At 40.0% G+C, this 15051-nt stretch carries 14 protein-coding genes and 1 pseudogene; 3 read left to right on the top strand and 12 right to left on the bottom strand.

The genetic code is table 11. The annotated features are described in order from the left end of the window. Positions 1-42: 42 nt before the first annotated feature. Positions 43-495 carry a MarR family winged helix-turn-helix transcriptional regulator gene (locus ACJ9PY_RS10505; protein ID WP_063576541.1) on the bottom strand — a complete coding sequence of 151 codons (453 nt, stop codon included), beginning with the start codon at positions 493-495 and terminating at the stop codon, positions 43-45. Between the two features lie 122 nt (positions 496-617). Between ACJ9PY_RS10505 and ACJ9PY_RS10500 the strand changes: the two genes are divergently transcribed. Continuing rightward, positions 618-1058: a GNAT family N-acetyltransferase gene (locus tag ACJ9PY_RS10500; RefSeq protein WP_411739961.1), complete on the top strand. Its 441-nt coding sequence runs from the start codon at positions 618-620 to the stop codon at positions 1056-1058. A gap of 47 nt (positions 1059-1105) precedes the next feature. Beyond that, positions 1106-1272: pseudogene (locus ACJ9PY_RS10495) on the top strand (YitT family protein); the annotation flags it as partial. 472 nt (positions 1273-1744) lie between these two features. Here ACJ9PY_RS10495 and ACJ9PY_RS10490 read toward each other — a convergent pair. Beyond that, positions 1745-3013, bottom strand: coding sequence for an erythromycin esterase family protein (locus ACJ9PY_RS10490; protein ID WP_411739960.1), 1269 nt, complete (start codon positions 3011-3013; stop codon positions 1745-1747). A gap of 29 nt (positions 3014-3042) precedes the next feature. Further along, positions 3043-3396 (bottom strand): hypothetical protein, encoded by a 354-nt coding sequence (locus ACJ9PY_RS10485; RefSeq protein WP_095679613.1) that lies wholly within the window; start codon positions 3394-3396, stop codon positions 3043-3045. 309 nt (positions 3397-3705) lie between these two features. Between ACJ9PY_RS10485 and ACJ9PY_RS10480 the strand changes: the two genes are divergently transcribed. Further along, positions 3706-4194 (top strand): divergent PAP2 family protein, encoded by a 489-nt coding sequence (locus tag ACJ9PY_RS10480; RefSeq protein ID WP_034312708.1) that lies wholly within the window; start codon positions 3706-3708, stop codon positions 4192-4194. Between the two features lie 201 nt (positions 4195-4395). On the opposite strand, the gene ACJ9PY_RS10475 is transcribed toward ACJ9PY_RS10480, so the two are convergent. From ACJ9PY_RS10475 to ACJ9PY_RS10435, 9 genes are all read right to left on the bottom strand, one after another. Further along, a complete protein-coding gene (locus ACJ9PY_RS10475; protein WP_034312712.1) occupies positions 4396-5103 on the bottom strand; it encodes a GntR family transcriptional regulator in 708 nt (235 codons plus the stop codon). 250 nt (positions 5104-5353) lie between these two features. Then, positions 5354-6406 carry a YeiH family protein gene (locus tag ACJ9PY_RS10470; RefSeq protein ID WP_411739959.1) on the bottom strand — a complete coding sequence of 351 codons (1053 nt, stop codon included), beginning with the start codon at positions 6404-6406 and terminating at the stop codon, positions 5354-5356. 54 nt (positions 6407-6460) lie between these two features. Continuing rightward, on the bottom strand, positions 6461-7189 hold the full coding sequence (locus tag ACJ9PY_RS10465; protein ID WP_411739958.1) for a PIG-L family deacetylase: 729 nt from the start codon (positions 7187-7189) through the stop codon (positions 6461-6463). A 157-nt stretch (positions 7190-7346) separates the two neighbouring features. After that, on the bottom strand, positions 7347-8699 hold the full coding sequence (locus tag ACJ9PY_RS10460) for an aminotransferase (RefSeq protein WP_235568121.1): 1353 nt from the start codon (positions 8697-8699) through the stop codon (positions 7347-7349). A gap of 144 nt (positions 8700-8843) precedes the next feature. Then, positions 8844-10607 (bottom strand): sulfoacetaldehyde acetyltransferase, encoded by a 1764-nt coding sequence (xsc, locus tag ACJ9PY_RS10455; RefSeq protein ID WP_057275999.1) that lies wholly within the window; start codon positions 10605-10607, stop codon positions 8844-8846. Positions 10608-10781: 174 nt separating this feature from the next. Then, entirely contained in the window at positions 10782-11612 is an 831-nt protein-coding gene (gene phnX, locus ACJ9PY_RS10450) for a phosphonoacetaldehyde hydrolase (protein WP_411739957.1), read from the bottom strand. A 70-nt stretch (positions 11613-11682) separates the two neighbouring features. Then, positions 11683-12138, bottom strand: a complete 456-nt coding sequence (locus ACJ9PY_RS10445) for a hypothetical protein (protein ID WP_411739956.1) — start codon at positions 12136-12138, stop codon at positions 11683-11685. A 167-nt stretch (positions 12139-12305) separates the two neighbouring features. Further along, on the bottom strand, positions 12306-13718 hold the full coding sequence (locus ACJ9PY_RS10440; RefSeq protein ID WP_057276002.1) for an amino acid permease: 1413 nt from the start codon (positions 13716-13718) through the stop codon (positions 12306-12308). Positions 13719-14086: 368 nt separating this feature from the next. Continuing rightward, a complete protein-coding gene (locus tag ACJ9PY_RS10435; RefSeq protein WP_369316377.1) occupies positions 14087-14719 on the bottom strand; it encodes a YitT family protein in 633 nt (210 codons plus the stop codon). Positions 14720-15051: the final 332 nt, after the last annotated feature.

Below are 15051 nucleotides of genomic sequence, written 5' to 3'. Positions count from 1 at the left end.
GCTCGATTCCGAAACGGAATCGAGCCTCTTTCTTATAATGTATCAATACCCCCTTTTATTTCCCTTTTTCACAAATTCCCAATCTACCTCAATATTTTTTCTGACTCTTTGAAGAAGATGAAGCATCGTTTCCGCTTCGTCCAAAGAAAATCCAGATAACGCAACCTTGTCAGTATACTCCCCTTCTTTTTTCAAAAAAGGATAGACCTTTTCACCTTTATCGGTTGCATATAGCTTTTTAATTTTTTTGTTTTCCTCATCATTTTTCTTCTCGATTAACCCTTGTATTTCAAGTTTTTTAATGGCACGAGCTGCTGTCGTTCGGTCAACCTTTATCATTTCTGCTAACTTTTCCTGAATGATACCTGGGTTTTCACATATTCGAACAAGATACAAATACTGCCCTTTTGTAAGGTCAAATTCTTTAAATTCGATATTACTTATAGAGTCCAATGCCCTTGCTATCATTCCAATTTCACGGAGTATTTCCTTCATTCAAAAAGCCCCTGACTTTTTTGTTGTATTTACAACAAAAATAATTTCATTTATACTAAAATAGGATATACATTTATTATGACTTGTCTTTTTATATAAATCTAGAAAAGGGATGAAGAACATTGGATTCAAAAAGAATAACTACTGAAAATGATTTAAAAATAGCCTTTCATATCAGAAAAGAAGTATTTGTCGAGGAACAGGGTTTCCTATTAGAATTTGAATTTGATGAATTTGATACACTTAATGCTTTATCTGAACACATATTAGTCTATTATAATGAAAACCCAGTCGGAACTGGAAGATTGAGAGTTGTTGATGGGTTAGGTAAATTGGAGAGAATTTGCATCTTGGAGCCTTACCGTAAATTTGGTCTCGGTAAAATAATACTTAAAACGTTGGAAGAAATTGCAAAGGAACAAGGTATTACTCAGGTTAAATTACATGGGCAAACACAGGCAGAGGGCTTTTATAAAAAACTCGGCTATCGGACTTCATCCGATGTCTTTATGGAAGATGGCGGTCCACATCTATTAATGATAAAGGAACTGATTAACGAATAAGTGTTAAATGTGAGTAAAACAAACATTAACAAACTGGAATGAATACACTATATTCAAAAACATTCATTTATCTTTCTTCTTGGTTTTGGCAATCACTTACAGTGGACCAATAGGTATCGGAACTTTATTAACCGTCTGTTTAGGAGGCCCGATTCTTAATTACTTCATATTATTAATTGGCAGTTTATATAAAAAACCAGTCATCCGTAAATAGATATCAAGATAAAAACCATCTTATAGAATGGTTTCAGACTGTAGACAAAATCAGTGAAAATTGATTTTTTTAGGGGATTGTATAATTTGAACGTTGATTTCCACTCCAGGCACTCGCTTTCCGCGGGCGGTCCGGGAGCCTCCTCGGCGCCTTTGCGCCTACGGGGTCTCCCCTGGACGCGCTTTTCCCGCAGGAGTCTCGAACACCCGCTCCAATCAACTTTGTTTTACTTTTAGAAAGAACCCTTTTGTCTAACTGAACCATTATTTATGAAATGGTTTTTAATTTAAAAATTAAATCGCTTTGCACGTAACGATTCATTAGATTTTCATTAATCTCAAATAAAAATAGAAATGATCAAACCAATAAATTTGGTTTCCGTCGCGATAATATCTCCAACATTGGGTAGCATTAAGAATAAGCACGAACAAAAAGACGAAGCTGTTTATACATAAACGGCTTCGTCTTTTTATTACAGAACGGGTGCTTTTTCTTGAACGAGCGGGTGAAGGGCCTGGGTTTCATCAATATAAATAAAAGCATCATATCTATCAGACATTACAGAAGGTACATAGTTACCATATTGTTCATATTCCGGTCTGTATACAACCCCAATCGCCCGATGTCCAATCCTCCCTTGGAATAGCTGACGATTTTCATCAGTGAAAATTAGCAACTTATCATAAGCCCCCGAAAGGTGCATCGCCTCCTCCCAACTTCCCTTCATTGCCGGGGGTACTGTTTTAATTTCGAAATCCACGCCCCACTCCTCTGCTGCTATAACAGTTCCTCTGTAGGTTCCGAAACCTGTGATAAATACATCTTCAGTCGGGTTTTGCTCTCGAATGACCTGGCCGACATTAATCATCCCGGAATCTTTCATATCAGTAGCGCTGGCGTCACCAACATGGGTATTATGTTCCCATACAATCGCCTTGCCTTCAGAGCCGTAAAAATCCATAATTTCATTAAGTGCATCAACCATATGCATATCTCGAATATTCCATGATCTATCATCATGGACGACCATGGTCCTATAATAATTTTCGGCATTGTATGCTACCAATGCATTCACTTGAAGATTCAAATTCAATTCTTCATGGTGGGGGTATTTTTCTTTTTTTCGTTGAATAGTCGTCAGTAATTTGGCTACTTCCTCTATACAGTCTTCCGAAAAAATACCTGCAGAAACTGCGTACTCCTCGTTATTCCGATTGAATGGCTCAAAACAAGTGAACGCCAGTCTGGCAGCTTCAAGGTCAGTTGAATCAATTTGTTTTAAGTAACGGATAACTTCATCCATGGATTCCCAAAGACTGTAGATATCTATCCCATAAAATCCAACTTTCGTTTGATTTTGTCCAGACTCATTGTATTCTTTCATCCATTCAATCAGGTCGATCATTTCCTCGTTTGCCCACATCCAGGTCGGCCAGCGGTCAAAACTTTTTAGCACATCCTTTGCGGATTTAGTCACTAGGTCATAGCCTTTAACATACCTATTAATTGCCTGGCATGCGGGCCAATCGCCTTCAACAGCTACAAAGGTGAACCTTTTTTCTTGAATCAGCTTTTTTGTTATTTCAACTCGTGCCGTGTAAAATTCGGATGTCCCATGTGATGCCTCACCCAGCAAAACAAATTTTGCATTTTTAACTTGTTGAATGAGCTTATCCCAATCTGCTTCACTTGTAAGCATGACTGATTGTTCGACTATTGACTGAACAAGATTATGTTTCACCGTTTTTCCTCCTTGTTATCTTACGAACATTATCGTTTGTACTCGGCATTATAAGAATTGGAACCTGCGTGTACGGACAGTAAAGTATCAGCGTATCCCACTAGACGATTTATAAGTTCATCACAAATAGAGTAAACCAGCTGAAAATTTTCTTCCTCAAATAGAACAGGATCATCCAGTATGACCGTTGTGTTAATGAACATATCTTTGTTTCCATATAGGTTGTAGTGAACGATAGCCTTTCCAGCAGCTCCCCCTGTACCAGGATCATTGAAGCCTGGTATGAATACGAACCATTCTTCTGCAGTAGCGGACCTGAAGTTTTTTGTGAAAGACATTCTCTCGGTTACCGTCATGATCTTTTTTAACTCTTTCGGATTCATATCCTTGATCTTGTTCATTCCATTGCCACCTTAAAACCATGTTAATTATCTTCCGTTATATATTTTCCTTAAGGTTCCCATCCTATAAATATTATTATGAAATAGTGACCTTTTCCGAAAAAATAAGCCTGAACCCACCTCGGATAGGATGCTTCAGCTGAACTCGGACACAGCAAAAAGTGATATCATGATTCATTCATCATCGAACTGCTGCATATAAAAAATATTTTTGGGGTATCAAAAGAGGGAAGATAAATTCCCGGATTGGGTTGGGTTGGACTGGTCTGGTCTGGAGTGGAGGAGTTGCTCATGGAAAAGATGAATCGGGGAATTTTAACGGCGCTGTCGGCGATTGGCATTGCGCAAGGGCTGAAAATTTTAACGCATTATAAGCTGACGGGAAAGTGGGACTCGAAGCAGGCTTTCACAACGGGTGGCATGCCCAGTTCGCACTCTGCGGGGGTGGCCGCCCTGGCAGCGTATGTAGCAGCGAATAAAGGATGGCTGCATACGGAAACATCGCTTGCGACAGTGTTTGGCGTGATTGTGATGTATGATGCTCAGGGGATTCGCCGCCATACAGGCGAAATCGCTAAGCTCGTGAATGATCTTGAAGATAATATGGCCAAATTTTCCGGAGAGTTTCCGAGCTTTGAGTATGTTGAGCGTGAGAAGGAACTGAATGAACTGCTCGGACATCAGCCTGTGGAAGTGGGAGCAGGTGCGTTGCTGGGAGTTGCCCTTGGGCTTATTTCGGCTAAATTGGAGGATGGCAAGCCCTCAAAACCGAACGGCTGAAAACGGTGGGCAAGCCTTGATTCTTTAGCTCTTGAGGTAAGTAAATAATTTGAATATAACAATAGGTTATTTTAAAACATGCCTATGTTATTAACATCGGCATACTCTCCAATAAAAATCGTATTATTGGATCCCGGTAGATTTGAAAATGACCTAAGCCTCTCTTCTTCTTAGAAAGGCTTAGGTCACTTTATGTGGAATTCAATTTTTCCGGGACATTTTCATTGCGAATGAATACATATCCGATCGGAATAACCCTTTATAATATTCTACTAAGTTACCATCAGAATCAAAAATCATTCGTTCTGTAATCAGTAAGCACATCGTTTCGGCTATACCCAAATGTTCTGCATCTTCTTTTGTTGGAAAGCCGCAGGTTATGATTTGTTCCGCTTCACAAAAGTCAATGTTTAATTCACCTTCGAGTGCATCATACAATACGGTTGTACTTAAATCGAATTTCGTCAATTTTTTTCCTAGGTCCAAAGAATAATAATGCAATTCAATGGCTATTGGGACATCCCCCTGTAACCGCAGCCTTTTAATATGGTAAGATTCATCCTCAAACCCATTTGCATCAGCTATATTTTCAGGTGTCATTACACGGCCATGATCTAGTAGTTTAATCCCCATGCTTTTAGTGGTTTCCGTAAAACTTATCATCTTAAGCCATTCTTGCACAGGTTTAAGGGAGACGAATGTTCCCTTCCCATGTCTCTTTTCCAATATTCCCTCACGAACCAGGATGGAAACGGCTTCCCGTACAGTGCTCCTGCTGACAGAATACATATCCATCAGTTCCCTTTCACTCGGGATTTTGTCTTTATAATAACCTTCCAAAATCTGATTTTCCAATATGGTTTTCAATTGAGCATGTAAAGGGATTGGATTTTTAAAGTCTAGCTCCATAAAATTTCCTCCAAACAGAAAAAGACATCGTAATGTTCGTATCAGTTCTTATATTGTAAACCAAATAGTTATAATATTCAAACATGCCAGCGTTCAATTTTTCCCTTAAATTAGGATTATGTTGAGTTTCCAGCGTTCATATTCTGTTTTTCTTCGAGTGAATAAAAAAAACCTGAATAGCTCTATGTATTCAGGGCTTATCCTATATGCAACCTTCATCACATTTCAGGCATATATGAAAGCTTATATATTAAATGATAAAGTACGAAATTAAGGAAAGCAGCAAAGAGGTAATGGTCATGGCTAAAAGGGGACGCATGGCTTTTGTTCGCAGTGCCTGCAGGCTAACATTCAGTCCAAGACCGATCATGGCCATAGTCAATATAAATGTAGTCGCTTGGGAAATGCCATCCATTACGAGAGGTGAAACCGTAATATAACTTCCAAACACATAACTTCCTATTAGGCTCATGATTATAAAACCAACGAGGAACCATGGAAAATCAATTTTGGCATCATGGCCCATTTTCCCGGATGTTCGCTTTTTCATCCAATACATAAAAATGAAACATAAAGGGATGAGTAAAAAGACACGTCCCAATTTGGCGAGGAGTGCAATCGCTAGCGCATCTTCACCAGCCGGTGCTCCTGCCAAAGCAACATGGGCGATTTCATGAAGACTGATCCCAGACCAGATTCCATAATCCAAAGCAGATAGCGGAAGGATCGGACGTAAAAGTGTATAAACAATGGAGAAAAGAGTTCCCATTAAAGCGATTATCCCGACGCCTATGGCTGTATCCTCTTCCTTCGCTTTCACGATTGGAGATATTGCCGCGATGGCTGCTGCACCGCATATCCCGGTTCCAACAGCAAGAAGAAGGGAAATGGAAGCATCTGCCTTAATCCACTTTGCAATCAGGACCATCACGACTATGGCGAATGTTACTGTCCCTATGTCACGTACCAATAATGGCAGTCCCTGATTGAAAATTACATCGATATTTAATTTCAACCCGTATAAAATAATGGCAAAACGCAAAAGTTTTTTTGCGGAAAATTCGATTCCCGTCCGGAACTTTTCTGGATATCCCGCAATTTGACGATATATCACGGCAATGATGATCGAGCATGCAAGTGGACCGATTCGATCGAATCCTGAAATCTTCGACAGCCCCAAGCCTAAGATGGCAATGAAAAAAGTGAAAGCGATACCGCTCAGCCACAAAAGCACCTTATTTTGAAGTGGGTTTTGCTGCACCTGAGGTGTTTCTTCCAATGGCTCATATTTTTCTAATTCCATACATTCCTTCCCCCTTTCCAGATAAACTAAATATCATCCCATCCTTTCAATCGTTTAAAAAAAATCGGTTTCTTCTAGATTAGGAAGTGAATTCCCTTTGATAAAATACTCGGATTCCTTTAAAAAAGGCAAGCTTGGATTTTGATTCGTCCACAATTCAGGAACCGCTAAAGTCTGGGAACGATGTGACCTTAAGGCACGGATCTTTTTCTTTAAAGTCCCTGCTATATTGACTTCTGTGACACTGGGCGGCCCGTTTCCCTTTAACCATTCATCATAAAAAGCATGCCAAAGGACAAAGTACAAACTCTGAACCTTAATAGCTGGAAATAATGGATCTGGATAAAAATCGGGATCACCGGAGTTTAAGAAAGCAAATGCGGCAGCACGGCCAATCGCACAATGGTCTGGATGCCCGCCGTATTTCTCATGGAATGTAATTAGTGCATCCGGCTGAACTTCACGAATCACCTTTACGATTCTCTCGGCCAATAAATCGAAGCTTTCAAATTCAACCGTTTTATCCCTTACGTTTAAAAATCGCAAATCACTAATCCCCAATTCTTCACAAGCTTTTTTTAACTCCTCCACCCTTAGTTTTGGCAATGCCTCCCTTGTTGTTACAATGGGATTTCCCATTCGTCTGCCCATTTCGCCTTTTGTCGCACATAGTAAAGTTATCTGAACACCTCGCTCAGACATTTTAGCAATGGTTCCCCCACACAGGAATGACTCATCATCGGGATGTGCCAGAACCACCAATAACCTTTGTTGTGATTGCATATTTCCTCCTGTTTTGGATTCCCCAGTTTTCCCACACTGTTAGACTTAATATGAAAAAATGGACATGGATGTCAAATCGGCTAGACATATCATGCCCATCTTCATTTTTTTCTTCTATATAGATAGCACCCTAAACCTAAAGCTAATCATCTTTTGGTTAGCATAATTCACATAAAACGGATTTAACCGTTTCTATGACAAAGCGTAAATCTTCAACGGTCGAAGATAAAGGCGGTGCAATGATGAGTACATTACCATATCCAGGAACCGTATCACCATTACGTCCGATGATAAGACCCTTTGCCTTGCAAGCCCCGATTATTTTACCCATGAACTCTTCGGAAACAGGCGTTTTTGTCTTTTTATCTTCCACTAATTCAATGCCATATAAAAACCCAACTCCCCGAACCTCCCCTACTTTATCCAGGGCTGTCAATCCAAAGAGCGCGCTTAGTGTCGATTCACTAAGTTCAGATACTCGTTGAACGATGTTTTCATTTTCCAAGATTTCAATGTTCTTTAGCGCAACTGCGCAAGATGCAGGGTGGCCTCCATATGTTGACACATGCCTGAAATGATTTAAATTTCCGTTGTCTTTGAACTTCTCATAAATCCTGGAATTCACTGCCGTTGCCCCAAGTGGAAGATAACCGCTGGTCAAACCCTTTGCCATCGTAACAATATCCGGTTGAACCCCATCTGAGTGCATGAACCCAAACATTTTTCCGGTTCTTCCAAAACCTGAAACCACTTCATCCACAATTAATAGAACATCATGCTTCTTACAGATTTCCGAAACCCTCGTTAAGTATTCTTTTGAAGGAATAAGGACCCCGCCACCAGAGATGAATGGTTCAAGGATAACGCCCGCTACCGTTTCAGCTCCTTCAAAGTTAATGACCTGATCGATATATTCAGCTGCAAGCAAATCGGAGTTTTCAACGTTTTCCCCAAACGGGCTTCGATAACTGTACGGGGGTGGAACATGCAGGAAACCTGGAACCGCCGGATCATATTTCACTCTCCGATTAGCCTGTGCAGTTGCGCTGAGCGCGCCAAAAGTATTGCCATGATAAGCTCTATACCTTGAGATGAACTTGTATTTACCCTGATTTCCATTTTGGGAATGATATTGCCTGGCTATTTTAAAAGCTGTCTCATTCGCCTCGGAGCCGCTGTTCGTAAAAAAAGTTGTATAAGGGCCCTTTAAATGTTCACTTATTTTTGCAGATAATTCGATTGCCGGCCTATGACTTAATGTTAAAGGGAAGTAAGATAAGTTAATCATTTGTTCATATGCTGCCTGGGCAATCTCTTTTCGTCCGTGACCAAGGTTCAAGCACCATAATCCGGAGACACCATCTAAATATTTATCCCCTTTAGTATCAGTGAACCATGAGCCGGATCCTTCTGTAGCCATCATGGGAGCATCCTTCTCATTATAGCGATGCATCGCATGCCATAAATGGTCTTTATCCATTTGAACAAGGTCTTTCGTTTCAGTTTCCATCTTCACTTTTGAAACCCCCTTATTTTTCATCGAATGCAACTAAGTTAAGTTCCCATGCTGTTACAGATCCTTTTATGCGAATTGGTGATGGTGCGATGACCCCAATCGTTCATCAGGGCATCGCAGCTGTCCTATCACCTTTTTTTATTTATCCCAGTTTTTATGATCTAAATGAGAATATTTTTCTAATAATCTAGTAGGCATTTTTAATGCATCTTTTCTAAATGGCGGAGCCAATTGTGTTCCATCCACTTGTATATCAATGACAGTCGGTTTGTTTGATTTTATTGCTTTTTCAATGACAGCGCCTAACTCGTCTGCTTTTTCCACCCTAATGCCTACAGCACCCATTGATCGGGCAACTTCTGCAAAATCAGGATTTTGGATATCGGCCCCGACAAAACGGTTATTATAAAAATCGACCTGATTCTTTTTCTCAGCGCACCAAGCATTATTATTGAAGACACAAGCTATGACAGGTATGTTTTCTTCAACGGCCGTGCTCACTTCATGTAAGCTCATGCCCCACGCGCCATCTCCAACAATGGCTATAACAGGCGTATTCGGCTCAGCTAATTTGGCACCTAGTGCGGATGGGTAAGCAAATCCAGTATTTCCGAATGTAAGCGCAGCGATATGCCTGCGTCCCTGATTGAATTTCAAGTAAGCGTTTGCAGTTGAAGATACATTACCGATATCTGTAGTAACGATGGCATTTTCAGGCAACACTTTTGTCAATTCCAATAGGGCCCGACGCGGATTGATCGGGGTTCCATCGATCATCGCAAGATTCACCAATTCTTCTTCCCATTTTTGTTTTTCATTCGTAACTTCTACTATCCGCTCTTTTTCTTGTTTTAGGTTTGGTTTATCAGCCCTCAACCGTTTCAAGATTTCACGACTCGCTTCGCGGGCATCTCCGATGATTCCCACTTCCACAGGGTGCGTCCTCGCTATTTGCCTTGGGTTAATATCAATTTGGATGATTTGCGCATCTTTCGGGAAATAATCAATGTCATAGCATGGTAACGTTCCAAATACCGATAATCTTGTGCCTACCGCCAATATGACGTCCGCTTTCTTAAGTGTATTCATCGCAGCCTTTGAACCCATGTAACCGATTGGGCCTACTGACAATGGATGATCAGCAGGAAAAGCATCATTATGCATATATGAGACAGCTACCGGAGCCGTTAAATATTCCGCCATATTCTTAATTTCCTCAATGCCATCTGAATCAACCGTTCCCCTACCGGAAATGATCACCGGATACTTCGCCTCGGCTAAAATTTCTGCCGCTCTATCCAAGGATTCAGAAGACCCGCAGCCCCTTTCATCCACGCGATATTGATGTGGTTGAAGTATTTGATCTTCCACTTCACCATAGAAGTAATCACGAGGGATATCGAATAAAACCGGTCCCCTCTCGGCATAGGCAATCCGAAATGCTGTCCTTAGGCAATCAGCGACCCGGCCTGGGTGTGTCACTCTAACTGTTTCTTTAGTGATTGCCTTGAAGATGGAAACCTGATCGCATTCCTGAAAACCATCCCATCCAACTGTTGGTGTACCAGCTGAAGGTGATATGACCACCATTGGAGTATGAGCTTGATTGGCCGCTGCGACAGAGGTGACCATATTCGTCATTCCAGGCCCGTTTTGCCCGATGACAACTCCAGCAACACCAGAGACACGACAATAAGCATCTTCCATATGTGCTGCACTTTGTTCATGGCGGACACCAATGAAACGAATGCCTGCAGTTGGCAATAAATCAAGCATATCCATGAAAGCAGATCCCAAAATTCCCGAGATATGTTTAACTCCCTCGGCCACTAATGTCTCAACGATGGCTTCACTTGGTGTCATTTTTACTTTCGTACCTCTTAACATTTTTGTTTCGACCATAGCACATTCTCCTTAATTAAATTTATTTCTGATAATGACGTTACGACGTCCGTACCAGTTATAAGATGTATAATACTACCATTATGCGTAACAGTCAATAAATAATTTGAATATTTCGAATTAATTTAAAATCTCTGTCCAGCATAGGCACTAACACATGTATTTGACTCTTTTTTAACCAATAAATATATCCTTTTTTTCAGTCAATCTGTAGTTGATTCTATCGATGATTTCCAATAATTCACCTATTTCATCAATTACGAAATCGGCACCTGCATTCAAAAAACGGTTTTCTGCAGTTTTCATCCGTTTTTGCAGATCATAAGGGTCCATTTCACTGATTTCTGCTTCTGAAAGTCCGATTTCACTGCCGCCTTTCAATACGGCAACAGTCCACATTCCCGCAGAAATTCCTTCTTTGATATCACTGATCGTATCACCCACTTTAACGATTTTGCTGAGTGGATACACTTGGAGATTCATCGCCGTCTTAAAGCACATCCAAGGAGCAGGCCTACCTGTAGGCACTTCGGTGGACGCAACGATGGAATCGGGTTGATAGCCCCATTTTTCCGCCTCTTCTTTAACAACATCAATCATTTCACGAGTATACCCCGTTGTCGAACCGATTTTTATTCCTTGCTGCCTTAAACGGCTGACTAATTCAATTACGCCGGGTATTGGCTTGGCATTATCCTTTAGAACTTTAAAAAGCAAAGCCTCAAAGTCTTTATATAATGAATTTAGATCTCTTTCGTCCGGTTCTTTCCCGAATTTAGCACTCCACAAATTAGAGATTCGTTTCATTTTCAGGAGTTCCATAATATGATCCATTTTCAATAAACCCATAGGTTCCCTTGCTTCCTTAATGGTAATATCGATCCCCCTTATCCTGAATATCTCGACAAATGCTTGGACAGGTGCAAAACAACCATAATCCACCGTCGTTCCTGCCCAATCGAATATCACTGCTTGAACCTCTTTGCATGCTTTTGCCCTTTCCAATCTATGCTCCCCTCCTCATCTTACCTCCTCCAAAATCACCAAACTTGCTAAACCAGGGTATAAAGAGAATTCAATTAACTTCTTCCAAAAATAACTGTAAATCTTCCTTTGTTGCTTCAGAGAGTCGTTTAATCTTTTCAAGGTCCTTTTCCGGATTCCCTGACTCCCCAATTAATGGGTAAAGGTTTTTCTCAATCCTTTCATACCAATCCGGGTATTCATCTTCCACTTGCTTTTCTATCGAATCCCAAATTGAACTCATATCTTTTCCCATTTCTTGAATTCTCTCTGGATCCGCTTCCGCACTTAATTCTGATTCCAAATCTTTTATGGATTGAATCACATCGCCGACACCTTTTTTAATGACCTCCGGATTTTGGGTTTCACCCGTATTTGATTCCGGATTTTCATTCATGATTGGACTTTTTTCTTGTTGAGCCTCGTCCGGTTCAGCTGAATTGCCGCAGCCTGACAGCAATATGGCTCCAAGGACAACTCCACTGGTTATTACACGGAAACCATTCAATATAACCCCTCCTTCATGATTTAAAAGACAGATGGCACCAAGCACTTATTGGCACAATTCTCTTTTTCTATGGGAATCATATTCTAGCTGATTAGTGAATTGAAGAATTTTGTCTGAGGAATTCCATAGAAGTAACCTTAAATTAAACCAATGGTGTAGAGCCAAAGCTAAAACTTTTCAGAATTAGGGGAACCAGAAGCAATATTTAATTCATTCTCCAAATACTTCGCTTTTTTTCGCCGAATGAAAAAGAATGAACAAATAACGATCAAGCTAAATAGCATGGTAAAGATGAACTGCGGACGCTGCGAATCGATAAAAGCCATTAATATTAACACTGAAATCATGGAAATGATGGTTGCATAAGTCAAATACGGGAATAACCACATCTTGATCTTGAATATTCCAGGATTCTCCTTCTCCATTCTCTTCCTTAATCGGAGATGGGAAACCGCAATGGCCAGATAAACAAGAATTCCGACTCCGCCCGAGGAATTCACTAAAAAGAAAAAGATTTTATCTGGTGAAACATAACTGAAAATGGTGCTGATAAAGGCGAATATAGTAGAGCCGACTACAGCAAATATAGGGACACCGTTCTTGCTCACTTTAGAAAATAGCTTTGGGGCGTCACCCTTTTGTGCAAGTGAAAATAACATGCGTGAACTCGTATATAATCCCGAATTCAAACAGGATAGCAATGCAATGAGAATCACTATATTCATGATCAGGGCAGCAGAAGGGATTCCCAGCATTTCAAGTACGGCGACAAATGGACTTTTCAGCAAAGAAGCCGAATTCCAAGGTAAGAGCGTCACCAGTATGGCGATGGACCCGATATAGAAAATCAGGATTCGCCAAACCACACTATTCAATGCACTTCTAACTGATTTGACCGGATCACTGGTTTCACCCGCGGCAATCGCTGGTATCTCCACTCCAACAAATGCATGAAAAACGATTGCAACACCAACAAGCACAGAACTTAGACCATTTGGAATAAACCCGCCAAAGTTTAAAAGATTGGAAGTGCCAGGTGGTTTTATCGTTGGGATAAACCCTAATATCACGGCCACCCCCAGGCACAGGAATAGTATGATACTGATTATTTTAATGATTGAAAACCAGTATTCGAACTCACCAAACGATTTCACGGAAAAAATATTCGTCATTTTCAATAGGATGATCAATGATAGACTTATGACCCAGACGGGAACGGAAGGAAGCCAGCTGTGAATGATTGCTGCTCCAGCCGTTGCCTCCAAAGCAATTACGATAACCCAAAAGAACCAATATAACCACCCTGTTGTAAAACCGGCCCATTCACCTATCCCTTCTCTTGCATAAACCGCAAAAGATCCAGTATTAGGATTCACTGTGGCCATTTCCCCAAGCATCCTCATGACTAACACAACGATCAAGCCTGCCAAAACATATGATAATATCGCCCCGGGGCCCGTTTGACCAATAATGATACCGCTTCCTACGAATAAACCAGCGCCTATGACACCACTCAAAGATATCATCGTTAAATGTCTTTGTTTCAGACCTGGTTTCAGTTCTTCCTGTTGATGTTTCATACCCTCCACCAACTTTCAATAATTTGGGGAATCAACTAAGATAATCGCTACTTGAATGTAAAGCAGGCTTTTCAACTGCCTGTCCTTTACACTTTCACAAAGATAGTGGGAACTGGAAACATGGCATTTTCAAACAACACAGGGTATGACGCTATGAACTTAAGATTCTATATCACTAGTCCTCCTTCCTTAAGGCTATTTTGAAAAACGAAGCGAATCTAACATCATTACGTCATGATGTTAGTACCACTTTCTATGTGTATAATACACTCTGATTTTTTTAAAGTCAATTTAAAAATCAGAATATTTAGATAACAAAATGAACATTTTCAAATAAAAAACGATGTCCATTAAGTCTCCAATTTTAGTTATTTTACTTCATTTACCTTTGGTGTTTCATCCAACACACTTTCCGTAGCTGACGTTACTGCCTTCTGCTTTCTATCCAGCATTTTCTTTAAAAGATATGAAAAAAGCAATGTAAAAGCAATTCCCTTAACAATCGATGCATAACCATAAACCAGAAGGCCCAATATCAGTACGATAAGATTAATAATCCTTATTGTCGCAGCAATATCTATTTTTTCATTTTTGGTATGTAAAATTAAGGCAATCACGTCAAAGCCAACAGTGGAGGCATTTGCAGTTATACATAAATAATATCCTATCGCTATAAAAATCGACGAAATGAAAATCACTAAAACGATATTCATATCAAAATGAAAGTTCAATGAATAAAAAAAATTAAAAAAAACCATATAGCTAATGGAACTTACGATCGACTTAAAAAAGTACTCTTTCCCTAGAAAAACTAAACAAATGATTAACAGTAATCCTGTAACCAAATTGGCGAGCATGGCAATGTTATAGCCCAATAATGCATTCAATAATAATGCCGAGCTAGTTACCCCGCCATTGATGATTTCATTGGGAACGATTAAATAAGCATAGGCAAAGGTCATGGAAATGTTTCCTGCGATAATTTTCAATAAATCCTTCATACATTCTCACCATCCTGTTCGATATTTTGATAATGCTCTTTCCCCCCTAAATATATTTATACTTGAACGATAATAAGATTCGAACCTTTCACCTTTCGATATTTTGGAATGTTATTACAAAGAATGCATTTTTCAATTCAAGTGATTACAATTATTCGCTAACCAGAATCCTCTCTCCTTCTAAATAAAAAAAATAAAACACCCCCCTTAAAACTAGAAGAGGTTCATGGTCTACTACATAATCATTTAGACATTGCAGAGTTTATATTCAACTTATGTAACTTGTGATTAGTTGACAAAAACTTTGATCTAAATAATTTAATTCCACAGGA

This window comes from Peribacillus sp. S4 (assembly GCF_046715815.1).
In the GTDB taxonomy this organism is placed as follows: Bacteria; Bacillota; Bacilli; order Bacillales; family DSM-1321; genus Peribacillus; species Peribacillus frigoritolerans.
The sequence above is the reverse complement of the archived record's forward strand: the minus strand, read 5'-3'. Positions and strand labels throughout refer to the sequence as shown.

Bases quoted from the DNA above. Each gene is read 5' to 3' on its own strand.
- ACJ9PY_RS10505 (WP_063576541.1), bottom strand. From the start codon at position 495: ATGAAGGAAATACTCCGTGAAATTGGAATGATAGCAAGGGCATTGGAC.
- ACJ9PY_RS10485 (WP_095679613.1), bottom strand. From the start codon at position 3,396: ATGAATCCGAAAGAGTTAAAAAAGATCATGACGGTAACCGAGAGAATG.
- ACJ9PY_RS10480 (WP_034312708.1), top strand. From the start codon at position 3,706: ATGGAAAAGATGAATCGGGGAATTTTAACGGCGCTGTCGGCGATTGGC.
- ACJ9PY_RS10475 (WP_034312712.1), bottom strand. From the start codon at position 5,103: ATGGAGCTAGACTTTAAAAATCCAATCCCTTTACATGCTCAATTGAAA.
- ACJ9PY_RS10470 (WP_411739959.1), bottom strand. From the start codon at position 6,406: ATGGAATTAGAAAAATATGAGCCATTGGAAGAAACACCTCAGGTGCAG.
- ACJ9PY_RS10465 (WP_411739958.1), bottom strand. From the start codon at position 7,189: ATGCAATCACAACAAAGGTTATTGGTGGTTCTGGCACATCCCGATGAT.
- ACJ9PY_RS10460 (WP_235568121.1), bottom strand. From the start codon at position 8,699: ATGGAAACTGAAACGAAAGACCTTGTTCAAATGGATAAAGACCATTTA.
- xsc (WP_057275999.1), bottom strand. From the start codon at position 10,607: ATGGTCGAAACAAAAATGTTAAGAGGTACGAAAGTAAAAATGACACCA.
- ACJ9PY_RS10440 (WP_057276002.1), bottom strand. From the start codon at position 13,718: ATGAAACATCAACAGGAAGAACTGAAACCAGGTCTGAAACAAAGACAT.
- ACJ9PY_RS10435 (WP_369316377.1), bottom strand. From the start codon at position 14,719: ATGAAGGATTTATTGAAAATTATCGCAGGAAACATTTCCATGACCTTT.